This window comes from Streptomyces sp. NPDC058279 (assembly GCF_042881255.1).
In the GTDB taxonomy this organism is placed as follows: Bacteria; Actinomycetota; Actinomycetes; order Streptomycetales; family Streptomycetaceae; genus Streptomyces.
Genome location: NZ_JBHVYA010000006.1, coordinates 236,178 through 261,894 on the forward strand (window position 1 = coordinate 236,178; position 25,717 = coordinate 261,894).

Annotated in this window: 21 protein-coding genes; 6 read left to right on the plus strand and 15 right to left on the minus strand. The window is 72.5% G+C overall.

Translation table 11 applies throughout. The features are described from left to right. Positions 1-58 precede the first annotated feature (58 nt). Positions 59-1,303, minus strand: coding sequence for a sensor histidine kinase (locus ACFVXJ_RS14755; protein ID WP_389662082.1), 1,245 nt, complete (start codon positions 1,301-1,303; stop codon positions 59-61). Positions 1,304-1,307: 4 nt separating this feature from the next. Continuing rightward, on the minus strand, positions 1,308-1,961 hold the full coding sequence (locus ACFVXJ_RS14760) for a response regulator transcription factor (protein ID WP_030036265.1): 654 nt from the start codon (positions 1,959-1,961) through the stop codon (positions 1,308-1,310). 260 nt (positions 1,962-2,221) lie between these two features. Between ACFVXJ_RS14760 and ACFVXJ_RS14765 the strand changes: the two genes are divergently transcribed. Continuing rightward, a complete protein-coding gene (locus ACFVXJ_RS14765) occupies positions 2,222-2,389 on the plus strand; it encodes a hypothetical protein (RefSeq protein ID WP_361131427.1) in 168 nt (55 codons plus the stop codon). Between the two features lie 179 nt (positions 2,390-2,568). Here the strand turns inward: ACFVXJ_RS14765 and ACFVXJ_RS14770 are convergent, their stop codons facing one another. Together ACFVXJ_RS14770 and ACFVXJ_RS14775 are read right to left on the minus strand one after the other, a co-directional pair. Then, positions 2,569-3,387 carry an inositol monophosphatase family protein gene (locus ACFVXJ_RS14770; protein ID WP_389662083.1) on the minus strand — a complete coding sequence of 273 codons (819 nt, stop codon included), beginning with the start codon at positions 3,385-3,387 and terminating at the stop codon, positions 2,569-2,571. A 15-nt stretch (positions 3,388-3,402) separates the two neighbouring features. Continuing rightward, positions 3,403-4,542 carry a ferrochelatase gene (locus tag ACFVXJ_RS14775; protein WP_389662084.1) on the minus strand — a complete coding sequence of 380 codons (1,140 nt, stop codon included), beginning with the start codon at positions 4,540-4,542 and terminating at the stop codon, positions 3,403-3,405. Between the two features lie 168 nt (positions 4,543-4,710). On the opposite strand from ACFVXJ_RS14775, the gene ACFVXJ_RS14780 reads away from it, so the two are divergent. Next, complete coding sequence (locus ACFVXJ_RS14780; RefSeq protein WP_389662085.1) at positions 4,711-5,982, plus strand: MFS transporter; 1,272 nt, start codon at positions 4,711-4,713, stop codon at positions 5,980-5,982. Continuing rightward, positions 5,915-7,261 carry a D-arabinono-1,4-lactone oxidase gene (locus tag ACFVXJ_RS14785; RefSeq protein ID WP_389662086.1) on the plus strand — a complete coding sequence of 449 codons (1,347 nt, stop codon included), beginning with the start codon at positions 5,915-5,917 and terminating at the stop codon, positions 7,259-7,261. The genes ACFVXJ_RS14780 and ACFVXJ_RS14785 overlap by 68 nt, the downstream gene beginning before the upstream one ends. Before the next feature lie 7 nt (positions 7,262-7,268). Here the strand turns inward: ACFVXJ_RS14785 and ACFVXJ_RS14790 are convergent, their stop codons facing one another. Continuing rightward, a complete protein-coding gene (locus ACFVXJ_RS14790) occupies positions 7,269-8,006 on the minus strand; it encodes a hypothetical protein (RefSeq protein ID WP_389662087.1) in 738 nt (245 codons plus the stop codon). 531 nt (positions 8,007-8,537) lie between these two features. On the opposite strand from ACFVXJ_RS14790, the gene sepH reads away from it, so the two are divergent. Then, a complete protein-coding gene (gene sepH, locus ACFVXJ_RS14795; RefSeq protein ID WP_389662088.1) occupies positions 8,538-9,548 on the plus strand; it encodes a septation protein SepH in 1,011 nt (336 codons plus the stop codon). Positions 9,549-9,714: 166 nt separating this feature from the next. On the opposite strand, the gene ACFVXJ_RS14800 is transcribed toward sepH, so the two are convergent. Further along, positions 9,715-10,572, minus strand: coding sequence for a sulfurtransferase (locus ACFVXJ_RS14800; protein ID WP_389662089.1), 858 nt, complete (start codon positions 10,570-10,572; stop codon positions 9,715-9,717). A gap of 195 nt (positions 10,573-10,767) precedes the next feature. On the opposite strand from ACFVXJ_RS14800, the gene ACFVXJ_RS14805 reads away from it, so the two are divergent. Continuing rightward, positions 10,768-11,562, plus strand: coding sequence for a VOC family protein (locus tag ACFVXJ_RS14805; RefSeq protein ID WP_389662090.1), 795 nt, complete (start codon positions 10,768-10,770; stop codon positions 11,560-11,562). On the opposite strand, the gene ACFVXJ_RS14810 is transcribed toward ACFVXJ_RS14805, so the two are convergent. From ACFVXJ_RS14810 to ACFVXJ_RS14825, 4 genes are all read right to left on the minus strand, one after another. Beyond that, positions 11,559-12,356 (minus strand): hypothetical protein, encoded by a 798-nt coding sequence (locus tag ACFVXJ_RS14810; RefSeq protein WP_389662189.1) that lies wholly within the window; start codon positions 12,354-12,356, stop codon positions 11,559-11,561. The two genes, ACFVXJ_RS14805 and ACFVXJ_RS14810, sit on opposite strands and share 4 nt — an antisense overlap. Further along, the gene (locus tag ACFVXJ_RS14815) at positions 12,280-13,764 is read right to left on the minus strand and encodes an NAD(P)/FAD-dependent oxidoreductase (RefSeq protein WP_389662091.1); all 1,485 of its coding nucleotides are present in this window, start codon (positions 13,762-13,764) and stop codon (positions 12,280-12,282) included. The genes ACFVXJ_RS14810 and ACFVXJ_RS14815 overlap by 77 nt, the downstream gene beginning before the upstream one ends. Beyond that, positions 13,761-14,951, minus strand: coding sequence for an MAB_1171c family putative transporter (locus tag ACFVXJ_RS14820; RefSeq protein WP_389662092.1), 1,191 nt, complete (start codon positions 14,949-14,951; stop codon positions 13,761-13,763). The genes ACFVXJ_RS14815 and ACFVXJ_RS14820 overlap by 4 nt, the downstream gene beginning before the upstream one ends. A gap of 89 nt (positions 14,952-15,040) precedes the next feature. Further along, complete coding sequence (locus tag ACFVXJ_RS14825) at positions 15,041-15,628, minus strand: hypothetical protein (RefSeq protein ID WP_389662093.1); 588 nt, start codon at positions 15,626-15,628, stop codon at positions 15,041-15,043. A gap of 419 nt (positions 15,629-16,047) precedes the next feature. Here ACFVXJ_RS14825 and ACFVXJ_RS14830 point away from each other — a divergent pair, with 419 nt between their 5' ends. Then, the gene (locus ACFVXJ_RS14830) at positions 16,048-17,988 is read left to right on the plus strand and encodes an NAD-binding lipoprotein (RefSeq protein ID WP_389662094.1); all 1,941 of its coding nucleotides are present in this window, start codon (positions 16,048-16,050) and stop codon (positions 17,986-17,988) included. Positions 17,989-18,006: 18 nt separating this feature from the next. On the opposite strand, the gene ACFVXJ_RS14835 is transcribed toward ACFVXJ_RS14830, so the two are convergent. From ACFVXJ_RS14835 to ACFVXJ_RS14855, 5 genes are all read right to left on the minus strand, one after another. Continuing rightward, a complete protein-coding gene (locus tag ACFVXJ_RS14835) occupies positions 18,007-19,968 on the minus strand; it encodes a flavin monoamine oxidase family protein (RefSeq protein WP_389662182.1) in 1,962 nt (653 codons plus the stop codon). Between the two features lie 181 nt (positions 19,969-20,149). Beyond that, a complete protein-coding gene (locus ACFVXJ_RS14840; RefSeq protein WP_389662095.1) occupies positions 20,150-20,800 on the minus strand; it encodes a thymidine kinase in 651 nt (216 codons plus the stop codon). A 61-nt stretch (positions 20,801-20,861) separates the two neighbouring features. Beyond that, positions 20,862-22,064, minus strand: a complete 1,203-nt coding sequence (locus ACFVXJ_RS14845; RefSeq protein WP_389662096.1) for an alkaline phosphatase family protein — start codon at positions 22,062-22,064, stop codon at positions 20,862-20,864. Beyond that, positions 22,064-22,654: a DUF5998 family protein gene (locus ACFVXJ_RS14850; RefSeq protein ID WP_389662097.1), complete on the minus strand. Its 591-nt coding sequence runs from the start codon at positions 22,652-22,654 to the stop codon at positions 22,064-22,066. The genes ACFVXJ_RS14845 and ACFVXJ_RS14850 overlap by 1 nt, the downstream gene beginning before the upstream one ends. A gap of 221 nt (positions 22,655-22,875) precedes the next feature. Then, on the minus strand, positions 22,876-25,692 hold the full coding sequence (locus tag ACFVXJ_RS14855; protein WP_389662098.1) for a GNAT family N-acetyltransferase: 2,817 nt from the start codon (positions 25,690-25,692) through the stop codon (positions 22,876-22,878). Positions 25,693-25,717: the final 25 nt, after the last annotated feature.

Below are 25,717 nucleotides of genomic sequence, written 5' to 3' on the forward strand. Positions count from 1 at the left end.
CGGGTCCGCGACTGCCGCCCGGTGAATTCAGCCAAGAGCGAACACGGGTGGGTCCTGCTCAGATGGGCAAAGTGACACGCATCACGAGGCCACCGCCCTCCCGAGGGGTCGCCTGGATGCGGCCGCCGTGTGCGCGCGCCACGGAGCGCGCGATGGACAGGCCGAGCCCCACACCCTTGTCGCTGCCCGTTCGCTCCGTACGCAGCCGCCTGAACGGCTCGAAGAGGTTGTCCACCTCGTACGCGGGAACCACGGGACCCGTGTTCGATACCAGGAGGACCGCCTGGCCGTGCCCCACCTCGGTCGCGACTTCCACCCAGCCTCCCTCCGGCACGTTGTAGCGGACGGCGTTCTGCACCAGGTTCAGGGCGATCCGCTCCAGCAGCACGCCGTTGCCCTGGACGACGGCGGGCAACCGCTCGCCGCGGATCTCCACGCCCTTCCCCGCGGCCTCCGTCCGGGCCTGGTCGATGGCGCGCGAGGCGACCTCGGCCAGGTCCACGGGCTTGCGCTCGACGATCTGGTTCTCGCTGCGGGCCAGCAGCAGCAACCCCTCGACCAGCTGCTCGCTGCGCTCGTTGGTGGCCAGGAGCGTCTTCCCGAGCTGCTGGAGCTCCACCGGCGCCCCCGGATCGGAGAGGTGCACCTCCAGCAGCGTCCGGTTGATCGCGAGCGGTGTGCGCAGCTCGTGCGAGGCGTTCGCGACGAACCTCTGCTGGGCGGTGAAGGCCCGCTCCAGCCGGTCGAGCATCTCGTCGAAGGTGTCGGCGAGCTCCTTGAGCTCGTCGTCCGGCCCGTCCAGCTCGATCCGCCGGGTGAGGTCGGTGCCGACCACCCGGCGGGCGGTACGGGTGATCTTGCCCAGCGGCGAGAGCACCCGGCCGGCCATCGCGTAGCCGAAGGCGAAGGCGATGATGCTCAACCCCAGCAGGGCCATCAGCGACCGGCTCAGCAGGTCGTCGAGGGCGTGCCGGCGCTGGTCGAAGATGCACTGGCTGATCGCCGAGTAGAACTGGTCGAACGACATGTCGGCGCCCACGCCGGAGCACGTCGTGCTGGTGACCTCGATCTTCGTACCGCCGACGATCTTGAAGGGCAGGGCGTTGCCCTCCCGCAGCGCCTGCGCCGCCAGCAGGTAGATGATCGACAGCAGCAGGATGCCCGCGATGAGGAACATCCCGCCGTACAGCAGGGTGAGGCGTATGCGGATGGTGGGCCGCAGCCACGGGAAGGGACCCTCGGGCTGGCCGGGGTCCCAGGTCGGTTTCGGAGGTGCCGTCGGTGGCGCCGGAGTCGCTGCCATGGCCTCAGATCCGGTATCCGGAGCCCGGCACGGTGACGATGACGGGCGGCTCACCGAGCTTGCGGCGCAAGGTCATGACCGTCACGCGCACCACGTTCGTGAACGGGTCGGTGTTCTCGTCCCACGCCTTCTCCAGCAGTTGCTCGGCGGAGACGACGGTCCCCTCGCTGCGCATGAGGACCTCCAGCACCGCGAACTCCTTCGGCGCCAGCTGCACCTCCCTGCCCTCCCGGAACACCTCGCGCCGGTTCGGGTCCAGCTTGATCCCGGCGCGCTCCAGCACCGGCGGCAGGGCGACCGTCGTACGCCGGCCCAGGGCGCGCACGCGGGCGGTCAGCTCGGTGAAGGCGAACGGCTTGGGCAGGTAGTCGTCCGCACCGAGCTCCAGCCCCTCGACCCGGTCGCTGACGTCCCCGGAGGCGGTCAGCATCAGTACGCGGGTCGGCATGCCGAGCTCGACGATCTTCCGGCAGACGTCGTCCCCGTGGACGAGCGGGAGGTCCCGGTCGAGCACGACCACGTCGTAGTCGTTCACTCCGACGCGCTCCAAGGCCGCGGCGCCGTCGTACACGACGTCCACGGCCATGGCCTCCCGCCGCAGGCCGGTGGCCACCGCATCGGCGAGCAGTTGCTCGTCCTCGACGACGAGTACGCGCACGTCGTTTCCTTCCTTCGAGCCCAGAAGGGCACACGTGTATTGCGTCGCCCATCCTGCCCCTTTCGGCGGTAAACCGGCTGTAAGGCGCCCTGCGGGGCCCGCCGCGGGGGCGCCGGCGGAAGAGAACCGAGGATTCGATGGGCCGGCGAGGTTTCTGCGCCCAGGGTGCCGGGGAGGACGATGAAACACCCCATCCACTCCTGACGGCGGACTGCCACGGGCCGAACCGCCGCGACCCACGAAGAGGGGGCGCACCCACCATGGACGCATTCACCGCGGGTCTCCTGCAGCGCATCAGGGCCACGCAGTCGGACCTCAGCAAGGCCCGTGAGACGGGCGACGACTACCTCGCGGATGTGGAACAGGCGGAGCTGGAAGACCTCCACCGCCTCGCGGCCGAACACGGCGTGCCCGTCACCGCCGCCTGACCGAACACCGCCTGACCGCAGGCCACCTGACCGAACACCGCCTGACCGCGGGCCGCCTGACCGCACGCGGTCCGACCGACACCTTCTCGACCGCCGCGCTTCCCGGACCCCGGTCGCCCTCAGGGCGGCCGGGGTCCGCTCACGTGCGGCGGGGGTCACCGGTGCACGGGGGCGCGGGGTCAGTCGTGCCAGGCCCCGGCTTCCTCCAGCAGCGGCTGGAGGGAGGCGAACACGGCCGGGGTGGCGGCCAGCGCCAGCTCGCCCGAGGCCGGTTCGCCCGGCCGGCCGCCCGTCACCGCGCCGGCCTCCCGGGCGATGAGCGCGCCCGCGGCGAGGTCCCAGGGGTTCAACCCCCGCTCGTAGTAGCCGTCCAACCGCCCGGCGGCGACGTCGGAGAGGTCCAGGGCCGCCGATCCGGCGCGGCGGATGTCGCGCACCCGCGGCAGGATCCGCCGTACCACTTCCGCCTGGCGCTCCTTGCGTCCCTGGAGGTAGGCGAACCCGGTCGCCACCAGCGCCTGGTCCAGCGGCGCGGCGGCGCGGCACCGCAGTCGGCGGTCCCCCAGCCAGGCCCCCTCGCCGAGCACCGCGTGGTACGTCTCCCCGCGCATCGGCGCCGCCACCACGCCGACCACCGTCTCGCCGCGGTACTCGGCGGCGATCGAGACGCTCCAGCTGGGCAGCCCGTACAGGTAGTTCACGGTGCCGTCCAGCGGGTCCACGATCCAGCGCACGCCGCTCGTCCCGGGGCTGTCGGCGCCCTCCTCGCCCAGCAGCCCGTCCGTCGGCCGGCGCTCCGCGAGGAGGTCCGTGATCAGCTTCTCCGCCGCGATGTCCATCTCGGTCACCACGTCGATCGGGCTGGATTTGGTGGCCGCCACCGCGAGGTCCGCCGGTCGACCGTCCCGCAGCAGCCCGCCCGCCTCGGCGGCGGCCGCCAACCCCACCGCCAGCAGCTCCGCCTTGAGTTCGGCGGACGCCCGTTCGTCGATGCTCATGCTCGTCCCATCTCCCTACGCGTACGGACTGTCGACACCCGCGGCCGCCGGCCGGGACGCCCGCGCGGGGCAGCAGCCCACCGGGCAGAGGTCGTGGCCGGCGCCGAGCGCCCCGAGCGCGCACCGCTCCACCGCTTCGCCGCGCTCGGCGGCGGCGCGCTCCAGCACGAGGTCCCGTACCGCCGCCGCGAACCGGGGGTCGGCGCCGACCGTCGCCGACCGGGCCACGGGCAGGCCCAGTTCGGCGGCCTTGGCGGTGGCCTCGGTGTCGAGGTCGTACAGGACCTCCATGTGGTCAGAGACGAAGCCGATCGGCACCATGACCACCGCCGGGGCGCCCGCCACGTGCAGGGCCTCCAGGTGGTCGCAGATGTCGGGCTCCAGCCAGGGGATGTGCGGGGCGCCGCTGCGCGACTGGTAGACCAGCTCCCAGGGCAGTTCGGTGCCCGTCTCGGCGCGCACCGCGTCCGCGATCAGCGCGGCGACGTCCAGGTGCTGGCGGACGTACGCGCCGCCGTCGCCGTGCTCCTCGACGGGGCCGGAGGTGTCGGCTGCCGCGGTCGGGATGGAGTGGGTGGTGAAGGCCAGGTGGGCGCCGGCGCGCACGTCCTGCGGCAGCGCGGCCAGCGAGGCGAGCACGCCGTCCACCATCGGCCGGACGAACCCCGGGTGGTTGAAGTAGTGGCGCAGCTTGTCGACCTTCGGCAGCTCGGCCACGCCCTCCTCGGCGAGCGTGGCGAGCGCGTCGGCGAGGTTCTCCCGGTACTGGCGGCAGCCCGAGTAGGAGGCGTACGCACTGGTGGCGAGCACGGCGATACGGCGGCGCCCGTCGGCCGCCATCTCCCGCAGCACGTCGGTGAGGTACGGCGCCCAGTTCCGGTTGCCCCAGTACACCGGCAGGTCCAACCCGTGCTCGGCGAAGTCCTTGCGCAGGGCGTCCAGCAGCTCGCGGTTCTGGGCGTTGATGGGGCTGACCCCGCCGAAACCGAAGTAGTGCTGCCCGACTTCCTTCAGTCGCTCGCGCGGGATGCCGCGCCCGCGCGTGACGTTCTCCAGGAACGGCACGACGTCGTCGGGACCCTCGGGACCGCCGAAGGAGAGCAGCAGCAGGGCGTCGTAGGGGCCGGCATCGGGTGCGCGGAGCTGGTCGGACATGCTCGAATCCTGCCACCAGGCGGCCCGCGGCGGGAAACGGACCCGTCGGTCGGTCCCACGATTCGGATGGGTAAGGTGAACCTTACTTCGAACCGTTTTCCCGCCGTGCGGGTGCCTCGTCGGCGGCCGTAACCTGTAGAGGCCATTGACGTCCCTTACGGAGGGCCCGTGCCCAGTCCCTACCGCGCGATCTTCGCCGCCCCTGGCACCAAGGGGTTCAGCGCCGCCGGGCTCATCGGCCGCATGCCGCTCTCCATGGTGGGCGTCGGCATCCTGACCATGATCTCGGAGATCACCGGCCGCTACGGGCTGGCGAGCGCCCTCACCGGAACGCTGGCCCTCTCCGCCGCGGCCGTCGGCCCCCAGATCTCGAAACTGGTCGACCGCTACGGACAACGGCGCGTACTGCGCCCCGCCACCCTCTTCGCGGTCGCGGCGGTGGCCGGCCTGCTGGTCGCCGCGGCGAACGGCTGGCCGGACTGGACGCTCTTCGCCTTCTCCGTCCTGGCGGGATGCGTGCCGAGCGTGGGCTCGATGGTCCGCGCCCGGTGGACCGCGATCTACCGCGACACCCCGAGCCTGCACACCGCGTACTCCTTCGAATCCGTGGTCGACGAGGTCTGCTTCATCTTCGGCCCGATCGTCGCCATCTCCCTGTCCACGACCTGGTTCCCGGAAGCGGGGCCGCTGATCGCCGCCGTCTGCCTGCTGGTGGGCGTCTGGTGGCTGACGGCGCAGCGCGCCACCGAACCGGAACCGCACCCGCACCACGAGCACGGGGACCGGACCTCGGCCCTGCGCTCCCCCGGACTCCAGGTGCTCATGGGCACATTCGTGGCGACGGGCGCGATCTTCGGCTCGATCGACGTCGCCACGCTGGCCTTCGCCGACGAGCGCGGCCACAAACCACTCGCGAGCGTGATCCTCGCCGTGTGGGCGCTCGGCTCCTGCCTCGCCGGCATCGTCTTCGGCCTGCTGCACCTCAAGGGAACGGCCGAACGTCGATGGGTACTGGGCATCTGTGCGATGGCCGTGAGTATGATCCCCCTCCTACTGGCCGGGAACTTGCCGTTTCTGGCCGTGGCGCTCTTCGTCTCGGGCCTCGCCATCGCTCCCACGATGATCACCACGATGGCCCTGATCGAGGCGCACGTACCCCGCGCGAAGCTGACCGAGGGCATGACCTGGATCAGCACCGGCCTCGCGGTCGGTGTCGCGGTCGGCTCCTCCGTGGCCGGCCTGGTCATCGACGCGGCCGGCGCCAAGAGCGGGTACGTCGTCTCCATCTCGGCGGGGGCGGCCGCGGCGGCGGTGGCGTTCGCGGGATACCGCCGGCTGACGAGGCCGGCGCAAGGGGAGGAGCCGGCTACCGATGGGGATCGCGACAGCAGGACGGAACGGGCGGGGCGGGGCGGCGAGGACGCCGACCGCGTGGCGTAACTGGGCGGGCAACGTCAGCGCGACGCCCGCCCGCGTGGTGGCCCCGACCTCGGTCGGGGACCTGCGGGAGGTGGTCCGCCGGGCCGCCGAGGAGGGCTTGCGGGTGAAGGCCGTCGGCACCGGCCACTCCTTCACCGCGGCCGCCGCCACCGACGGGGTGCTCATCCGCCCCCAGGCGCTACGGGGCATCACGTCGATCGACCGGACCGCCGGCACCGTCACGGTGGCGGCGGGCACCGTGCTCAAGGACCTGAACGTGGCCTTGGCCCGGGAGGGCCTGTCGCTCACCAACATGGGCGACATCATGGAGCAGACGGTCGCGGGCGCCACCAGCACCGGCACCCACGGCACGGGCCGCGACTCGGCCTCCATCGCCGCGCAGATCCGCGCCCTGGAGCTGGTCACCGCGGACGGCAGACTGCTCACGTGCTCGGAGAAGGAGAACCCGGAGGTCTTCGCGGCCGCCCGGCTCGGCATCGGGGCGCTCGGCATCGTCACCTCCGTGACCTTCGCAGTCGAACCCCTCTTCCTCCTGACCGCCCGTGAGGAGCCGATGGGCTTCGACCGGGTGACGGCCGAGTTCGACGAGAACGTCGCGGAGAACGAGCACTTCGAGTTCTACTGGTTCCCGCACACCGGCAACTGCAACACCAAGCGGAACAACCGCAGCCAGGGCCCGGCCGCCCCGCCGGGAGCGGTCAGCGCGTGGATCGAGGACGAGCTGCTGTCCAACGGTCTCTTCCAGGTGGTCAACTCGCTGGGCCGGGCCGTCCCGGCGACCGTTCCGGGCATCGCCCGCATCGCCAGCCGGGCGCTGTCCGCGCGGACCTACACCGACATCCCGTACAAGGTGTTCACCAGCCCGCGCCGGGTGCGTTTCGTGGAGATGGAGTACGCGCTCCCGCGCGAGCACCTCGTCGAGGCCCTGCGGGAACTGAAGGCGATGGTCGACCGGTCGCCGCTGCGCGTCAGCTTCCCCGTGGAGGTACGGACGGCACCGGCGGACGACATCACCCTGTCGACGGCCTCGGGGCGCGAGACGGCCTACATCGCCGTACACATGTACAAGGGCACCCCGTACCAGGCGTACTTCACGGCGGCCGAGCGGATCTTCACCGCGCACGAGGGCCGGCCGCACTGGGGCAAGGTGCACACCCGGGACGCCGAGTACCTCGCCCGGGTCTACCCGCGCTTCGGCGAGTTCACCACCCTGCGGGACCGGCTGGACCCGGACCGGCTGTTCGGCAACGACTACCTGCGGCGGGTCCTCGGCGACTGACGACGGTTCAGGAGGGGCTCGGCGTCGACGGGCCCGGGGTCGGGGGCGTCGGCGTGGGTGTCGGCGTCTCGGGCGGGGTGGGTTTCGGGGTCGGCGCCACGGGGCCGGGGGGCGGCGTCGGCGTCCGGTCCGGTGACCGAGAGGGGGTCGGGTCGGGCGCCGGGCTCCCGTCCCCGGCCGACCGCCCCGGGCCGGGAGTCGCCGCGCCGCCGTTGCCGCCGTCGCCGTCGCCGCCCGCACCGTTGCGCTCCTCACCCCTCGGCGGGTCCGGTCGGCGGTGGTCGGCGGCCTTCCGGGTACCGCCGGACAGGAGGGTGCCGCCGCCGTCGCTGATCGAGGTGCCGGCCGCGGCCTCGTAGGCGCCGAGACCGCCGATGGCGATGACGAAGGCGGCCGCCGATGCCACCGCCGTGCGCTTCCGGCCCCGTACCCGGGTGCCGTGGACGGTGGCCTCGCCGTACTCGCCCTCCACCGGCGGGCCCGAGGGGCCGCACCCGGCGCGGGCGCCGAGGCGGGGCAGGTCCCCGGTGCGCAGCCGGTCTCCGGTGCGGCGGAACACGTGCTGGATGACCGGGCCGCCCGCGGTGGCCACCACGCTGACGACACCGGCGCCCAGGATGGTCCCGTACACCCCCAGCTTCGAGGCGAGCAGCGCCGCCGCGACGGTGGCGAGGGAGGAGCCGGCGATCTGAGCGACGCTCAGATCGAGCTTCTTCTTCTCCGGTGCGGTGTCGTCCCGTGCCATTCCCTGCGCGCCCTGCCTCTCGCGTTCCTCCTCTTACGGGAGTTACGGACACCAGGACGAAACGGATAGTTCCACTTCTGCGGATTTTGTGAAGCAAGACACCGGAAAACGGACCGCTTCGCAGGTCGGCCCCGGCGGGACCCCGTTTCAGGGCAGGCCAACTCCCGCCGCCCAGGACAACTTCGGCGGCGCGGCGGTCCACCCGGGTGGCCCGAATGGAGTACTGTGGCGAGCCCTGGGGCCGTCCTTCCTTTCGGATGTCCGGACCCGGGAGAGGGGGCCGACGATGGAGATACGGCACTCAAGACCGGCGATGCCGCGGTGTTGCACGGGTTTCTGATGCGCACAGTAATCGTTCGGTCACTGTGCGTGCCCAACAGGTAACCGTGCCATAACGGCGATCAAGGGCGCATGCCCGACACGCCGGTTTAACTCGGCAAGGTTGTGGCAGGCTGCACCCGGGCAGGCCACACTCGACTAGCGGAAGCAGCGACGCACGTGACGTCGGCAGGCACCACCCGGGAGGTCCCCATGCCCGAACTGCGTGTCGTGGCCGTCTCCAATGACGGAACACGACTGGTGCTCAAAGCTGCCGACAGCACGGAGTACACGCTTCCGATCGACGAGCGTCTGCGGGCTGCCGTGCGCAACGACCGCGCGCGCCTCAACCAGATCGAGATCGAGGTGGAGAGCCACCTCCGCCCGCGTGACATCCAGGCCCGCATACGAGCCGGTGCCTCCGCGGAGGAGGTCGCCCAACTCGCGGGCATCCCCGTCGACCGGGTACGCCGCTTCGAGGGACCCGTCCTCGCCGAGCGCGCGTTCATGGCCGAACGGGCCCGCAAGACACCGGTGCGCCGGCCCGGCGAGAACACCGGGCCGCAGCTCGGCGAGGCGGTGCAGGAGCGGCTGACGCTGCGCGGCGCCGACAAGGAGTCCGTGCAGTGGGATTCGTGGCGCCGGGACGACGGGACGTGGGAAGTCCTGTTGGTCTACCGGGTCGCGGGCGAACCGCACTCCGCCAGCTGGACGTACGACCCGCCGCGCCGGCTGGTCGTCGCCGTGGACGACGAGGCCCGCTCGCTGATCGGCGAGTCCGACGACCTGCCGGCGACTCCGGAGCCGAGCTTCCCCTTCGTCCCCCGGATCGCGCGGCTGCCGCGTGACCGGCCGCTGGACCGTGCGCTCGACCGCCAGATGGAGCGGACCGCCGCGCCGGCGCCGGAGCCGGAGGAGGAACGGGACACGCTGACCAGCCTGCTGGAGGCCGTGCCGAGCTTCCGGGGCGACATGGTCGTACCGGAACGCCCCGACGCCCCGACGGAGGAGGCGGAAGCGGAAGAACCCCCGGCCGCCTCGGCGGGCGCCGGCACGGCGTACGCCGACGTCCTGATGCCCCGCACGGTGGCCGGCCACCGCGACCGCCTCACCGGCACCACCGACCGCCAGGCGGAAGCCGACGGCGTCCGCCCGGGCCGCCGCGCGGCGGTCCCGAGCTGGGACGAGATCGTCTTCGGCACCCGCCGTAAAAAGCAGGAGTGACCGGGGCCGCACGCCCGGCCCCGCCGGCGTTCGAGGCGCGCCCAATCAGCCCCGCCGGCGTTTGAGGCGTGCCTTCCCGGCCCCGCCGGCCCTTGACGCGCGGGGCCTGGGGCGGAGCCCCGGCGCAGCCGGGGGCCGCCCCGCGCGACGACGCCGTCCGGCACCGTCAACCGGCGGAGCCCCCGGTCGCGATCTCCCGCCCCGGGTCCGACGACCAGTCCGACCAACTCCCCGCGTACAGCGCCGCCGGAATCCCCGCCAACGCCAACGCCAAGACCTCGTGCGCCCCGGACACCCCGGACCCGCAGTACACCCCCACCGCCGCCCCGCCCGCGGCGCCGTCGCCGACCCCCAGCGCCGCGAACCGCGACCGCAGCGTCGGCACCGTGAGGAAACGCCCGTCCGGCCCCACGTTCTCCGTGGTCGGCGCCGACACCGCACCCGGCACGTGCCCACCGACCCGGTCGATCGGCTCGACCTCGCCCCGGTACCGCTCCCCCGCCCGCGCGTCCAGCAGGATCCCGGTCCGGGCCAGCGCGGCCGCCCCGTCCGCGTCCAGCACCTCCATCGCGCCCGGGTTTGGCTTGAAATCACCCTCGCCGGGAGCGGGTTCCTCGGTCGTCAGTTCCCCACCGGCCGCCGTCCACGCGGGCAACCCCCCGTCCAGGACCCGTACCCGACCGTGCCCCGTCCACCGCAGCAGCCACCATGCCCGGGCCGCCGCCCACCCCTGACCCCCGTCGTACACGACCACCGGCGCGTCCGCCGAGACCCCGGCCCGCCGCATCACCGCGCCGAACTCCTCGGGCTCCGGCAGCGGATGGCGCCCGCCCAGCCCCGTCTCGCTGACCGGACCAGCCAGTTCGCGGTCGAGGTCGACGTACACCGCCCCCGGCAGGTGCCCCGCCTCGTACGCGGGCCGCTGGCCGGGGCCACCGAGCTGCCAGCGGATGTCCAGGAGCACCGGCGGCGTGGTTCCGGCCAGGTCGCTCATCAGTTCGGAAGCCGAGAGAATCGCAGTCATGGGCCCATCTTCCTCCCCGCGGCCCCGCGCGGGGTAGCGAGCCGGACACCAACGCGCCGTGACGGGCCGCTCCGATTCGGTCATCTCTCTCCCACGCGTGCCCCGTCCGGCCCGGTCGAGCCGCGCCGGACCGTGCGGAGTGGAAGCATCAGAGCGCCACACCGGGACAGGGTTACGACGGAGGAGACGGCTGACATGAGCGAGGCAGCGGAAACAACCAGGCGCCCGCCCGGCGCGCCCTGCTGGGTGAGCCTGATGGTCCACGGCCTCGGCACCACCGAGGACTTCTACGCCGACCTCTTCGGCTGGGAGTACGCTCCGGGCCCCGTTCCCTTCGGCCCGTACGTCCGCGCCTTCCTCGACGGCCAAGAGGTGGCCGGCATCGGGGAGATGCCGCCGGACCGGCACCTGCCGGTCGCCTGGACGACGTACTTCGCGACGGACGACGCCGACTGCACCGCCGAGTCGATCCGCGCGTGCGGCGGCACGGTCGCGGTCGGCCCGCTGGACGCGGGCAACGCCGGCCGGCTGGCCATCTGTTCCGACCCGCTGGGCGCGATCTTCGGGATCTGGCAGGCCGGCGCCCACCTCGGCGGCAGACTGCACGGACACCCGGGCACCCCGGTGTGGAACGAGCTGCTGACCCAGGACACCTCGACCGTCGGCAAGTTCTACGAGCACGTCTTCGGCCACGAGTCCCACGAACACCCCGACGCCTCGGCCGACTTCGACTACCTCGTCCTGCACCTCCAGGGCCGCCCGGTCGCCGCCGTGCACGGGGTGGGCCGCGCCCTGCCGCACGACCGGGGCTCGCACTGGATGACGTACTTCGAGGTGGCCGACCCCGACGCCGCCGCCGCCCGGGTGGCCGAACTCGGCGGCCGGGTCATCCAGCCCCCGCGCGACCGGCTCAGCGGCCGGGTGGCGACGGTCGCGGACCCGGAGGGAGCGGTGTTCACCCTCGTGCGGTCCTGGCCGCAGGACGACTAGCGGCCGAGCGCGAGGCGCAGCGTGATCCCGTAGCGTGCCCGCAACCGGCGCAGCTCCCAGACCGACAGCGCCGTCACCGACACGGGTGGCCCGATCAGGAACAGGAGCCGTACGGGCAACGGGGCGAGCACCGGCACGTCGTCGAACAACTGCAGCACGAACATCGCCCACACCAGCACCGGCGTGATCAACGGCGGCAGCACCTCGTGGACATCACCGGTCCGGAAGGCGTGGTGGACGCAGAGCACCGCCGAGGCCATGCCGAACGGCAGCAGGAACAGCGCGAGCAGCCCGGTTCCGAAGCCCAGCGGGCTCATCGAGCCCGCCGTCCCCTGGGTCACCGCGAACCAGAACAGCAGCGCCGTGCCGAAGAGCGTGCCCAGCGCGGTCAACGGCCCGCGCAGCCGCTGCCGGTAGAACGCGGGTCCCGGCGGCCGGGCACTCATCACGAAGACTGCCAGGGCGATCGGCCCGAGGACCAGCAGCAGGCCGGCGCTGATGACGACTTCGCCGACCTTGTCGCTGACGATCGAACCGGCCGACTCGCGCAGTGGATAGGCGAAGAGCAACCAGCACGTCGCCACGATCCCGATGGCGGTGCGGGCGATCTGGGCCCGCTCGATCGACTCGTCGACGATCCGGTCCGGCCGCCCGGGCCGGTAGATCCGCCCCGCCAGCACGAACGGCAGCAACAGGAAGGTGACGCACCCGTTCCTGTCACTGTCGCGTCGCCCCGCCCCCGGCCTGCCCGTGTAGGTACTCAACCGCTCCGCCCCCATGACGATGATGATCACCGCATGATAGGACCAGGTCGTTCAAGAGGCCTTGCTCGGCCGGGGTGAACTGGGGGCGCTCCGGCGGGGGGCGCCGCGGGCCGAGGAGAGCGGTCAGCAGCACACCGGGTCGGACGAGGGAGGCCGGCGAGGCTTGCAGGGCCAGCACGTCCGTCAGGGCCGTGGCGGCGTGGAAGGAGCCCGTCGCGGTACGGGACAGGCGGCTGACATAGCGCTGGAGGAGTCGATCGGTGAGGTTCGACTTCTTCCCCTCGGTGCCGGCGAAGTGGATGTCCTGACCGGCGGCGAGGGTCCACGCGACGTCGACGGGGCGGGCGATGGCCTGCTGCGCGCGGCGGGCCAGGCCGGCCATCGGTCGGGCCGAGAACCACTCGCGCAGGGCCAGGGCTCCCAGCGCGGCCACCGACATGCCCTGCGCGTACAGGGGGTTGAAGGTCGCCACGGAGTCCCCCACCGCCACCAGGCCGTCGGGCCACGACCGCAGCCGTTCGTAGTAGCGGCGCCGGTTCGCCGTGCTGTGCGTGACGCTGACGTCGGAGAGTGGCTCCGCGTGCTGGAGCAGGTCGGCCATGACGGGGTGACGCAGCGTGCGGGCAAAGGGTTCGAAGTCCTCCGCCGCGCGGGTGGGCTGTCCGCCCGGGGCGCCCATCAGGCTGACGTGCCAGCGGTCGCCCTCGATCGGCAGGATGCCTCCCGCGTTGGCGGCTCGCGGGAGCCGCGGGTCGGCCTGTACGCCCACCACCGGCCAGCCGCGGGTGGGTACCGGGGCGCGGTAGAGGCGGCTGGCGTAGACCAGGCCGGAGTGGATGTGGTCCTGGGCGGGCTCGGTGATCCCCAGCCGTCCCAGCCACTGGGGCAGCCGGGAGGCGCGGCCGGAGGCGTCGATGACCAGGTCGGCCCGCAGCTCCGCTTCCGCGCCGTCGGCGCCCCGGAGCCGCACGCCCGTGACGACCCGGCCGTCGCCGAGAAGACCGACGACGCCGGTCCGCGTCCGCACACGCACCCGAGGTTCCTCGAGGACCTGTTGCCGGATGACGAAGTCGGTCAGGTCCCGGCTGGCGGTGATCACGTAGTGGGTGGCCCGCTGCCAGCGGCGGTACCAACCCTCGGGAGAGTAGATGACCATGTCGGTGGTCACGGGGATGCGGTGGGCGCCCATGGCGACCAGTCGGTCGATGCTTCCCGGCAGCAGGGAGTCGATCGCCTCGGCTCCGCCGGTCTGGAGCCAGTGGATGTGGGCGGCCTGGGGAACACCGGTACGCGGTTCGGGCCCTGCGGGCAGCTCGTGGGCCTCGATGATCTCGACTGAGTCGACGTGGTCCTTGACGGCGGCCGCCGCGAGCATGCCGGCGATGCTGCCCCCGACGATGACGACGCGCCGACGTCCCCGGCTGGGGGTATTGCTCATGACGGGCTACTTCCTACGGGCGCGCCGTAGCGCTCACGGACATGTTGGACCACCGGCGAGGCGAGCGCCAGCGACAGGGGAACGAGGTCTTGCGCGCTCAGGACCGAGGTGCGCGCGAGCGCCTCCGGTGGTTCGCGCGTGGTGCGCTGCCGCTCGCGAGCGACGACGATCATGGCCGCGTCCGCGGTGACGGCGGCGCGGGACGCGTCCTCGCCGCGACGGAGCGCCGCCCGGAAGGCCGCCTCCCGGACGGCCTGGTCACAGTAGGGCGTCAGCGCGAGGAGGGCGTCGTACAGGGCCGTCTTGCGTCCGGTGAGGAGCAGGGCGGGAGGGGTGCGCCACCAGGGCAGCGAGGCACGGACGGCGCCCGGGGTGGGCACCGGTGCGAGGGTCCGCCACAGGGGTGCGAGCAGCCGTAGTTGTCGAACGACCCGCGCGGTCTGCGCCACGCGCGGACCGGCGAGGGGGAGGGTGAACCCGACGCAACCGAGAACGGACGTGGGAGCGGCGAGCCGGGGGGACACGTCGTCGACGAGGAAGTCGAGGTCGTGGTCCGTCCACCGGGCGGCCACCGCGACCAGTCTGATGACGTCGAAACACGTGTTGAGCAGATAGGCGGGGGCGAGGACGCGCAAGCCCGCCCGGAGCGACCCGTGGACCTCCTTGGACCACCGCCAGCACAAGGTGCACGCGACGGTCATCGCCACGCCTTGTGCGACCAGGTAGGTGACGATCATTTCGCGGATGTACGGCGTGTTGGCGTAGTAGGCGTCGAACAGGGTGACTTGTTCGACGGGCGCCTCGCCGGCCCGGAACAGGGCGATGACGGCGACTGCCGCCAGGCCGTAGGCGGACACGCACAGCCTTGAGGTACGCCGGGTCTGCTCCGGGGGACCCGGTCGCCAGTTGATGATCAGCAGGAGGCTCGCCCCGGAGAACACGATCATCGTCGCGTAGACGACCGGGGCGGCGACATTGGTGATCCCGGTGCACCGGTTGAGCGCGGTGATGGAAGCCGGGGCAGCGAAGATCATCAGGCAACCGGCGGCGAAGAGCAGCAGGCAGGACGCGCGGAGCAGGTGGTTGTGCGGTCCGCGGACCAGTGCGGGGATCTTCATGGCGCAGACCAGCAGGAGCATGATCCCGCAGGTGTAGAAGCCGAGGTTGCCCGGCCCTCCGGACGTCACCGTGCCGACTCTCCTCGTGTGGTGCGGGTGGGGGTGCGGGTACCGGCGACAGCGCGGTCCCGGGCGGCGGGTGGCCCGCGGCGACCGGCTCAGATCCGGGGAAAGCGGTGGGCCATGGTGAGCTGGATGCGCCCGGCGAGGTGGTGCGGGTCTCCGGCACTGCGCGCCCCCGCCAGCACCTCTTTCACGTCTGTGGCGAACAGGATGCCGAAGTGCTCGGCTTCAAGTTCCTCGCGGGCTTCCCGGGTATCGGCCCGAGAGGCGAAGTGGATCTCGATGTCCGTCCACTCGGGGGGAGGCCCGTCGCCGTCGTCCGCCCGGGAGACCAACTCCGCCAACGCGGGCACGAGAGCCGGCGTGCGGCTCTCTCCGGCACGGGAAGCGGCATGGCCGTGATCGAGGCCGCGCCGGCAGTGGCCTTGGAACATGTGCCATGCCTCATGGCCGATGATCACAAGCTGGTGTTCGAGGTCGGTGTTCTCCTCGTAGACGATCAGGTCGTGACCGGTACGGTCGACCCACAGCCCACTGGCGGTCGCGGGCGGGAAGGCCGCCTCCCTCAGCCGGACCGGCCGACCTCGGATCTGGCCGAGGACCCGACCGATCGAGGGGATGAGGGGATCGCCGTCGGCGGGTGGCGACAGCTTCCCGACGATCTGGGCACTGAGTCGCCGCATCGCCCGTGGTCTCGTCCTCACTCGTCTCCTTGGTGCCCGTCGAGCCCCGATAAGGCGTTCAAGGTCGCGCCGGCGGATCGCAGCTCTTCCCGCTCCGACCGAGGGGTCTCCGAGGCGCACTGGAACCAGAGCTGTTGTGCTCATGGCAGCTTAATCTGCGCCCACCCCACCTCAACGATCGTTTACGGCCAACCAGGCTATGAACAGGCTTATTTGACGGTAAATCAGGCGCGCTGGGCCACCCGGAGAGGCTGTCGTCCCGCGTGACGATGACGCCCCTGAGCCCGCGCGCCCGTTCATACCTCTGAGTGAGGTCGGTGGTGTTCAAGGGTTGCGGAAGCGGAGATCGGCCTAGGGTGACTCCTGGAGTGGCGGGCAGCCGCTCCGATCGGCGCCTCGACTCATGTACGGGAGCTTGTGTGGCGCAGCAGCACACGACGTCACTCCGGCTCCGTCTCCGGTACCGCTTCGACCATCTGGTCTCGGGGGGAACGACCGCGCTCATCGGTTGGCTCGCCCTGGCCTGCCTCGCGGTCGTCGTTCCGGCGAGCATGGTCCTCGTCTGGTCCGACCGGGCCGCTCCGGCCACGCTCTCCGGCCGGCTCACCGCCGTGTGGGTCAGCGTCGGTCAGACGCTGAAGCTGGGGGGTGCGGTCGGCTCCCCGCTCTACGTACTGGCCTCCGTGTCGCTCGCGCTCGTGGCGCTGCTCTTCGTGTCGACCCTGGTCAGTCTGATCACCACCGGTATCAACCGACGCATCATGTCGCTGCGCCGCGGCCACTCCACCGTGCTGGAGAGGCGGCACACCGTTGTTCTCGGATGGTCGGACCAGGTCTTTCCCGTGATCGGGGAGCTGGTGGCCGCCAACGCGAACCAGCGCCGCTCCGCCATCGCCGTGCTCGCCCCGCGGGACAAGGTGTGGATGGAGGACGAGATCTCCGCCCGGGTCGGCGACAGCGGCAGCACGCGGATCATCTGCCGCAACGGGAGCACCACCGACCCCACCGAGCTGTGCCGGGTCAATCCGCGCACCGCGAAGGCCGTCCTGGTGCTGCCTCCCACCGGGGACACCGGCGACGCCCACGTGGTGAAGACGCTGCTCGCCCTCGACGCGGCCGTTCCCGGGTCGGGAGGCGGGGAGGCGGTGGTGGTCGCCGCCGTCCGTGACTCCCGCAACCACCTGACCGCAAGGCTGGCCGCCGGGCCCACGGGGCACGTCCTGTGCGTCGACGACATCGTCGCCCGGCTCCTGGTCCAGACGGCCCGGCAGCCCGGCCTCTCGCTCGTCTACTCGGAGTTGCTGGACTTCGCGGGCGACGAGTTCTACCCGGCCGCCGCCGAGGGCCTCGTGGGGCGGACGTTCGGCGAGGCGCTGCTGTCGTTCGCCACGTCCTGCGCGGTCGGCCTGCTGCACACCGACGGGAGCGTCACCCTCAATCCGGATCCGGAGGCGGTGATCGGTCCGGCCGACCGGATCATCGTCATTACCGAGGATGACGACACGGCCGTGCCGGAGGGCGTGGCCTCCCTCGTCGAGGAGGACGGGATCGTCGCGGCCGGCCCCCGGATCGCGCGGGCCGAACGCCTCCTGCTGCTGGGCTGGAACCGCCGCGCCCCGCTCGTCATCGAGCAGCTCGACCAGTACGTGGGCCCGGGAACCACCCTGGACGTCGTGGCACTCGGCGAATACGCGGCCACGCGCGACGCCCGCGCCGCCACGGACGCGCGGTCCCGCCTCGAAGTGGCCTTCCACGACGGGGACATCACCGACCCGCTCACCCTGGCCAAGCTGGACGTGCCCTCGTACGACAGCGTCATCGTGATCGGTGAGGCGGAGCCCGGGGCCTCGGACGCGCCCGGTGTCGCCCTTGCCCCGGTGACCGATCCGCAGGCGCGGGCGGACGACAGGACGCTGGTCACCCTGTTGCATCTGCGGGCCATCGGGGACACCGCGCGGCGGGAGCTCGCGCTCACCACCGAGATGTCCGACGACGGCAACCGGCTCCTGGCGCCGGCCCGGGGCGGCGCCGACTTCATCGTGAGCGGCAGGCTGATCAGCCTCCTGATGACCCAGATCTCGGAGAGCCCGTATCTCGCGGCGGTCTTCGAGGAGCTGTTCAAGGCGGAGGGCCACGAGTTCCACCTCAAGCCGGCCGCGGACTACGTCCGGGCCGGTCATGAGGTCTCGTTCGCCACCGCCGTGGAGTCGGCGCGGCGGCGCCGGGAATGCGCGGTCGGCTACCGGCTGCGCGCGCGCAGCGCCACGGGCCCCGACTACGGGGTTCGGATCAACCCCGACAAGCGGCAGCGGGTCCGGTTCTCCGAGCAGGACTGGCTGATCGTGCTCGCCGAGAGCTGACCCGCGCCGGGGCGTCCGCTACGCCGTGTGCACTTCCAGGGCGGTCCGTACCGCGGATTCCAGGGCTCCCTCGATCCACGCGGGCTTGACGGAGGTGTGGCATCCGGCGAAGTGCAGGTTGCCCTCGGCCTTGCGGACGTGGGCGAACAGCTCGGTGTGCTGGCCGGGCAGCAGTACGGACGCCTCACCGTACGCGTACGGGTCGCGCATCCAGGACTGGGTGCGGCCGACGCCGGTGTAGAACACCTCTACGCGCTGCCCGAACACCTCCTGGACCCCGGCGAGGGCGCGCGGGTAACGCTCCTCGTCGTCCAGGGAGTCCCACTTCAGGGCGTCGTCCGACCAGCTGTAGGAGGCGAGGATGACGCCGCCGGCGCTGCCTTCGACGGGGTAGGACGGCTGGAACATGAAGCGGTTGGGGTTGTCGGTGGCCGAGCCGCCGCCGATGACGCCGGCCGCCTCGGGCTGGTCGCGGGTGACCACCCGGCTGGCGGCGTAGTGGGCGCGCTGGCCCGCGGAGATGTGGCCCTCGGGTACGGAGGGGTGGGCGCCCAGCAGGGTTCCGGTCGACGGGGTCTGCCCGGTCTGGTACTTCCGGTACAGGCCGGGCTGCACGGCCTCCAGCTCGCGCTTCCAGTCGGCCTCGTCGAACTCCCACCAGCGGCGGCTGAATTCGAGCAGCACCTTGGTGGCCGCGTCGTAGTGCAGCTCGGTGACCGCGCGCCGCTTGCCGTAGGAGAGCGCCGGGGTGACGGGGATGTGGCGCAGCCCGGAGAAGGGGACGGTGATGATGGCGGTGTCCGCGGTGAAGGTCTCGCGCCGCACGGGGGCGCCGTCGCGGCCCTCGGAGACGGTTTCGACGGAGACCTTGCCCTCGCCGTGGGTGATGCGGGTCGCCCGGCGGTCGAGCCGTACGAGGTCCTTGACGCGCGCGTACAGCGCGTCGGCCAGGGTGGCGGTGCCGCCGGGCAGTTCGTAGAAGGCGGTGTCGGGGCTGATCAGCGAGGCGCCGATGAAGCTGTGCACGAAGGCGAGGTGCAGGCGGGACGTGAGGTTCTCGACGGTTCCGATCAGGTCGATGGTCCGCTCGTCGAGCTTGGCCTCCTCCGTCAGGAAGCGATACATCGACATGTGGCCGTAGCGCTGGATGACGCGGGCCCAGCCCTCGACGAGTTCCTTGTCCTTCTTGCCCTCGATCTCCTTGCGTACGGGGGCGAAGGCATCGCGGACGATCTGCGCGGCGGGCACGGACTCGTACGCCCGAGGCACTCCGAAGGAGCGATTGAGCGCCTGCGGGGCGCGCGCGTAGTCGGCGCGCCGGACGCGGATGCCGTTGACGTAGATCCACGTCCGGTAGGCGGGGCGGCCGGCCGCGTCCACGTCGACCAGGTGGAAGCGCCGTCGCTTGAGGCCGAGGCTGTCCATCAGTCCGGTGACCAGCGGGTGGCTGTCGGGGATGCGCATCGCGCCGGCCTCGGCGTACTGCTTCGGGTCGGCGAAGGGCGGGGCGGCGTTCTCGTGGCCGCCGGTGCGGAAGGTCTTGATCCGACCGCCCACCCGGTTGGCGTTGGCCTCGATGACGGTGACCTGGTGGCCGGCCTCGCGCAGGAGGTGGGCGGCGGTGAGGCCGGCCGGTCCGGCCCCGACGATCAGTACCTTCTTGCCGGGGCGGCGCGAGCGGGGCAGGCCGTTCTTCAGGAGGATGTCGGCGTAGCGCGGTACGAGCGGCTGGTCCTCGTCATCCCGTACGAGGACGGCGCGGGCGACCGTCAGGCAGGCGCCCCAGTCGGCGACCGCGGCGCCGGGGACGGCCTGCGAGGTCTCGGCGGAGGTGACGGCGATCGTCAGTCCGGCGGCTCCGGCGACGGCGGCAGCGCCGGCGATGACGGTACGGCGGGAGGGCTGACGGGAGGGCGCCGGTGCGGGCTCGCCGGGGGTTCCGGGAGAGTCGGGGGCTTCGGAGTCGGGATCGGGGTCCATGATCATGGCCCAACTCTTGCCGCCCGGCCGGGCCCGAACGGCCGGATGACGCCCACACGGCGAAGTACCACCCGGACGTGCGTCGCGCGCCGCCCCGTGCTGACGAACAGGGTTTCGCATGGGCGGCTTCGGCGCCCCGTGACGTCGCCGCCGGTGTCGCCGTCGGGTGTCGCTACGACCGTCAGGCGTGGTTGACCGGGAGGACGTCCGGGGAGAGGGCGCCGGCGTGGGCCGCGGCCGAGGTCATGCGGCGGCGGTGGTGGCGACGGCAGAGGACTTCGTAGCCGATCTCCCCCGCCGGCCGGTTCACGTCGCCGACCACCACCTGGGCGCCCTCGACCACCATCTCACCGCCCACCGTCCGGGCGTTGTGCGTGGCCCGGGCCCCGCACCAGCACAGGGCCTCCACCTGGAGCTGCTCTATCCGGTCCGCCAGCTCGATCAGGCGCTGTGAGCCGGGAAACAGCTTGGTGCGGAAGTCGGTCGTGATGCCGAAGGCGAAGACGTCCATGTCGAGGTCGTCGACGATCCGGGCCAGCTGGTCGATCTGGTCGGGCGCGAGGAACTGCGCCTCGTCCACGATCACGTAGTCCGCCTTGCCACCCTTGGACAGCTGCGCCACGAGGTACGCGTACAGGTCCATCCCCTCGGTCGCCTCGACCGCCTCCGTCACCAGGCCCAGGCGCGAGGACAGCTTGCCCTCGCCCGCGCGGTCGTCCCGGGTGAAGATGACGCCCACCAGCCCGCGCGCCGAGCGGTTGTGGGTGATTTGCAGAGCCAGCGTGCTCTTTCCGCAGTCCATCGTTCCGGAGAAGAACACCAGCTCGGGCATGGGAGGTACGGGACCTTTCGGGACGTGGTCTGGAGACGGGGCGGGGCGACAGCGGGGAGGGTCAGGTGCGGACTTCGAGGAGGGGGACCAGCTGTTCCGCCGCCGTCATCGAGCCGTGCATGCCGGCGAGCGCGGACTCGTTCGGCTCGTTGCGGCTCGCGGTGATCGCGACATCGGCGTGGGCGGCGGCGATCACGTCGCCGATCCGGCCGAGGACCCGCTCGTCGCACTCCCCCGGCGGGCCGAACCAGCCCAGCTCCAGCGCCTCTTCGCGGCCGGCGACCCAGAAACGGTCACCGAGCACCTCGCGCCACACGGTCAGCACGTCGGCTTCCGCGCCCGGCACCGCGTACACGTGCCGCGCCCGTCCCTCGCCGCCGAGCAGGGCCACGCCGGCGCCCAGCTCCCAGTCGTCGTCGAAGTCGATCCGGGAGTCCTCGTCGAAGGGGATGTCGACCATGCCGTGGTCGGAGGTCACGTACAGCGCGGTGCGCGGCGGCAGTTGCTCGGCGAGCCGCTGCACGAGCCGGTCGACGTACATCAGTTGGCCGCGCCAGGCGTCGGAGTCCACACCGTGCCGGTGTCCGGCGCCGTCGAGTTCGCTGTAGTAGGTGTAGACGAGCGAGCGCTCACCGGCCGCGAGCTGGATCGCCGCGAGGTCCATCCGCTCCTCGCCGGTCATCCTTCCGTGGAAGGTGCCTCCGCTGAGGGCGATCTTCGTCAGGGGGGTGGACTGGAACGCGGGCGCGGACACCTGCGCGGTGTGCACCCCGGCCGCGTCGGCGAGCTGGAAGACGGTCGGGTACGGCTGCCAGGTCTTGGGCTTGGTCCACGGCTGCCAGCGGAGCTGGTTCATCAGCTCGCCGGACGCCGGGTTGCGCACGGCGTAACCCGGCAGGCCGTGCCGGGAGGGCGGCAGGCCGGTGCCGACGGAGGCCAGCGAGGTGGCCGTGGTCGCCGGGAACCCGGCGGTGATCGGGAGGCCCGTGCCGCCCCGCGAGCCGACGAGGAGGGAGGCCAGGTACGGCGCCTCCTGCGGATGGGCCTTGAGCTGCTCCCAGCCCATGCCGTCGACCAGGAACACGCAGTTCCGGTCGGCCGGGGTCAGCTCGGCGATCCCGGCGGTGAGACCGGGGACGCCCTGGCCGGCCGCGAGGGTGGGCAGCAGGTCCGCGAGGGAGCCGGTGCCGTACTGCGGTACCGGGGCGCCGGCCACGTCCAGCAGCTCCGGCTCGTCCCAGTTCGGCGGTGCGGAGGAGGACATCAGCGGGCGGCCGTGGCCGCGGTCGCCTCGGACAGCGCCTGGGCGAAGACCAGGGTCTGGCGGACGGTCTCCGGGCCGTCGCCCGCCTCGCTGACGCGGAGGCTGAGGTCGTCGGCGGTGGAGTTGCCGGTGTAGCCGTGGTCGGAGTCGCAGTTCGGGTCGCCGCAGGCGGCGGGCTCCAGGTCGATGCGCGAGACGGCTCCCCAGCCGATGGTCAGCACGACCTCACGGGGCAGGGTGCCCGGGGTGTAGGACTCCGGGTTCGCGACGACGCGGCTGAGCACCACCGAGGAGATGCTGCTGAGCTTGACCGATTCGGTGGAGGTGGTCGCGTACGGGGACGGGGACCCGGCGTCGGCGGCCTGCTCGTCGGTGTGGCTCACGATGAAGCGGTTGTGGGTGAGCACGAGGACGGTGACGTGCCGGCGCACCTCGTTGGAGTCGAAGGTCGTCTCCTGGTGCACCAGGTACGACGAGATCGGCTCGCCGCCCACCGCGGCCTCCACGGCCTCGGCCACGAGGGCCGGGTAGTAGCCGCTGCGCTCGATCGCCGCGCGCAGCCCCTGGGTCGTCGTACCGGATTTCGCCATGAGGTCCATCCTAAGGCCCGTCCGAGGGACCTGGACCGCGCCGGCGGCCGCCGGTGGCCGCGAGTGCTGTGGCCGGGAAGGTCTACCGGGTCACGGCGCCCGGCACGGCACCTCCCTGCGTTGTCGGACCACGGACGTACGTCCAGTACGAGCTGCGGCCCTCCGCCTTGCGATGCACCGCGCCGACCACCGCGACCCGGCAAACCTTCCCGGCCACAGCACTAGTAGCTGGGCAGCGTGCGCGGTCCGAGGTCGGTGCGGGCGGGGGGACGGGCCACGCGGATGGTGGCGCTCAGCACCGAGAGCCCCTCGGTGGCGACCACGACGGGCTCCAGGGACACGCCGATCACCTCGGGGTGGTCGTCGACCAGTCGGGAGACGCGCAGCAGGAGCTCTTCGAGGGCCGGGGTGTCGACGGGGTCGCTGCCGCGCCAGCCGAAGAGGAGGGGCGCGGCGCGGATGGAGCGGATCAGGCCCGCGATGTCGCGGTCGGTGGCGGGGACGAGACGGTGGGCGGTGTCGCCGAGCAGTTCGGAGGGGACTCCGGCGAGCCCGAAGGAGAGGACGGCCCCGGCGGCGGGGTCGATCACGGAGCGCACGACGGTGTCGACGCCGCGGGGCACCATCGCCTGGACGACCGGGAGGAGTTCCTGGGGCTTGCCGAGCAGTTCGGTAAGTTCCCGGTAGACGCGTCGCAGTTCGGCCTCGGTGGTGAGGTCGAGGCGTACGCCACCGAGGTCCGCGCGGTGGCGCAGGTGCGGGGCGGTGGTCTTCAGGGCGACGGGGTAGCCGAGGATGCCGGCCGCCCGGGCGGCGGCGTCGGCGCTGGGCGCGGGGAGAGTGGTGGGGACGAGGATGCCGTAGCGGGCGAGGAGGGCGCGGGCGTCGGCTTCGGTGAGGGTGAGGACCGTGTCGTGCGCGGCGCCCGCGAGGAGCTCGGCGAGCTGGGCCGCGGCTCCGGCCTCGTCGATGTCCTCGAACTCGGGGACCTGGCCGGAGTCCGCGTTGGCCCGGCGCCACTGGGCGTAGCGCACCGCCTCGGCGATGGCCTTGACGGCCCGCTCGGCGGCGGGGTAGGCCGGGATCCGTCCGTGGCCCGCGGCGGCTCCGCGGGCCGGGGCGTCCTCCCCCACCGCGCCGTTCGCCGCGACCGGGGCCCGCGGGGCCGGGGCCTGCGGCGCGGGGGCCGGTGCCGCCGGGGCCTGGGGGCGGCGGGTCGCCGAGAGGGCGTCGGCCAGCGCGCCCAGTTCCACGTGGACCACCGCCACCGGCTTGCCGGGCCGCTCGGCCACCGCCTCGCGCAGCGCACCCGCCAGGTCGTCGGCCAGTTCCCGCTCCCGCACCCACGGGATCGCCGTCACCACCACCGCGTCGTTGTCCGGCGAGGCCAGCGCTTCGGCCAGGGCCACCCGGAAGTCCTCCGGGGAGGCGGCCGTCGTCAGGTCCAGCGGCGCCAGCGGTCGCAGCCCCTCCGTCAGGCAGGCGTCGTACGTGAGCACCCCCAGCGACTCGGAGTTGCCGAGGATCGCGACCCTCGGCCCGGCCGGCAGCGGTTGCCCGGCCAGCAGCAGGCCGACGTCGACCAGCTCCGTGACGGTGTCGACCCGGATGACGCCCGCCTGCCCGAGCAGTGCCGAGACCGTGGCGTCGGGCAGCCGGGTCCCGGGGACGACGTGCCCGGCCGGGGTGTGCCGCCCGCCGCGCGCCACGACCACCGGCTTGACGGCGGCCGTCCGACGGGCGAGGCGGGTGAACTTGCGCGGGTTCCCCAGGGTTTCGAGGTACATCAGCGCCACCTCGGTGGCTTCGTCCTCGTACCAGTGCTGGAGGATGTCGTTGCCCGAGACGTCCGCGCGGTTGCCCGCCGAGACGAACGAGGACAGTCCCGCGCCCCGCCGCAGCAGCCCGGACAGGAGGGCGATGCCGATCGCGCCGGACTGGGTGAACAGGCCGATCGGCCCCCGCTCGGTGGCCGGGGACGGGGCCAGCGAGGCGTTGAGTTCGACATCGGGGGCGGTATTGATCACCCCGAAGGCGTTCGGCCCGATCAGCCGCATCCCGTAGGACCGCACCTGCCGCAGCAGGTCGCGTTGGCGCTCCTGTCCGGCCGGGCCGCTTTCGGCGTATCCGGCGGACAGCACCACCAGCCCCTGCACGCCGTGCTCCCCGCACGCCGCCACCGCGTCCGGCACCCGTCGCGCCGGGACGGCGATCAGCGCGAGGTCGACCGGGGCTCCGATGTCGGCGACCGAGCGGTAGGCGCGTACGCCGTCCAGCAGGTCGGCGTCGGTCGCCTCGTTGATCGCGTAGAGGTGACCGTGGAAGCCGGTGTCGCGCAGGTTGCGCAGCGCCGCCGCCCCGACGCCCGCGCCGGAGCGACTGACGCCGATCACCGCCACCGAGCCGGGCGCCAGCAGCCGCTGGACGGAGCGGGCTTCGGCGCGCTGTTCGCGGGCGCGCTGCACGGCGAGCGACTCGGCGGTGGGTTCCAGGTCGAGGGTGAGGTGGACGGAGCCGTCCTCGAAGCTGCGCTTCTGCTGGTAGCCGGCGTCCGTGAAGACCTTGATCATCTTGGTGTTGGCGGGCAGCACTTCGGCGACGAACCGGCGGATGCCGCGCTCGCGGGCCACCGCGCCGATGTGTTCGAGGAGCGCGGAGGCGACGCCGCGCCCCTGGTGGGCGTCCTGGACCAGGAAGGCCACCTCGGCCTCGTCGGCGGGGGTGGACGCGGGCCGTCCGTCGGGGCCGATCCGGTCGTAGCGGACGGTGGCGATGAACTCTCCGCCGATGGTCGCGGCGAGGCCGACGCGGTCCACGTGGTCGTGGTGCGTGAAACGGCGCACGTCGCGGTCGGAGAGCCGGGGGTAGGGAGCGAAGAAGCGGTAGTACTTCGACTCGTCGGAGACCTGCTCGTAGAAGCTGACCAGCCGGCCGGCGTCATCGGTGGTGATGGGCCGGATCCGGGCGGTGCCGCCGTCGCGCAGGACGACGTCCGCCTCCCAGTGGGCCGGGTACGAGAGGTCCGACTCGATGGTCATGGGCACACCCTAAGGGGCACATCAC

What these genes read in the sequence shown, in the direction of transcription:
- ACFVXJ_RS14835 (WP_389662182.1), bottom strand. Translation starts at nt 19,968, where the DNA reads ATGGACCCCGATCCCGACTCCGAAGCCCCCGACTCTCCCGGAACCCCC.
- ACFVXJ_RS14815 (WP_389662091.1), bottom strand. Translation starts at nt 13,764, where the DNA reads ATGAGCAATACCCCCAGCCGGGGACGTCGGCGCGTCGTCATCGTCGGG.
- ACFVXJ_RS14840 (WP_389662095.1), bottom strand. Translation starts at nt 20,800, where the DNA reads ATGCCCGAGCTGGTGTTCTTCTCCGGAACGATGGACTGCGGAAAGAGC.
- ACFVXJ_RS14845 (WP_389662096.1), bottom strand. Translation starts at nt 22,064, where the DNA reads ATGTCCTCCTCCGCACCGCCGAACTGGGACGAGCCGGAGCTGCTGGAC.
- ACFVXJ_RS14765 (WP_361131427.1), top strand. Translation starts at nt 2,222, where the DNA reads ATGGACGCATTCACCGCGGGTCTCCTGCAGCGCATCAGGGCCACGCAG.
- ACFVXJ_RS14770 (WP_389662083.1), bottom strand. Translation starts at nt 3,387, where the DNA reads ATGAGCATCGACGAACGGGCGTCCGCCGAACTCAAGGCGGAGCTGCTG.
- ACFVXJ_RS14855 (WP_389662098.1), bottom strand. Translation starts at nt 25,692, where the DNA reads ATGACCATCGAGTCGGACCTCTCGTACCCGGCCCACTGGGAGGCGGAC.
- ACFVXJ_RS14775 (WP_389662084.1), bottom strand. Translation starts at nt 4,542, where the DNA reads ATGTCCGACCAGCTCCGCGCACCCGATGCCGGCCCCTACGACGCCCTG.
- ACFVXJ_RS14785 (WP_389662086.1), top strand. Translation starts at nt 5,915, where the DNA reads ATGGGGATCGCGACAGCAGGACGGAACGGGCGGGGCGGGGCGGCGAGG.
- ACFVXJ_RS14800 (WP_389662089.1), bottom strand. Translation starts at nt 10,572, where the DNA reads ATGACTGCGATTCTCTCGGCTTCCGAACTGATGAGCGACCTGGCCGGA.
- ACFVXJ_RS14825 (WP_389662093.1), bottom strand. Translation starts at nt 15,628, where the DNA reads ATGCGGCGACTCAGTGCCCAGATCGTCGGGAAGCTGTCGCCACCCGCC.
- ACFVXJ_RS14755 (WP_389662082.1), bottom strand. Translation starts at nt 1,303, where the DNA reads ATGGCAGCGACTCCGGCGCCACCGACGGCACCTCCGAAACCGACCTGG.
- ACFVXJ_RS14790 (WP_389662087.1), bottom strand. Translation starts at nt 8,006, where the DNA reads ATGGCACGGGACGACACCGCACCGGAGAAGAAGAAGCTCGATCTGAGC.
- ACFVXJ_RS14850 (WP_389662097.1), bottom strand. Translation starts at nt 22,654, where the DNA reads ATGGCGAAATCCGGTACGACGACCCAGGGGCTGCGCGCGGCGATCGAG.
- sepH (WP_389662088.1), top strand. Translation starts at nt 8,538, where the DNA reads ATGCCCGAACTGCGTGTCGTGGCCGTCTCCAATGACGGAACACGACTG.
- ACFVXJ_RS14805 (WP_389662090.1), top strand. Translation starts at nt 10,768, where the DNA reads ATGAGCGAGGCAGCGGAAACAACCAGGCGCCCGCCCGGCGCGCCCTGC.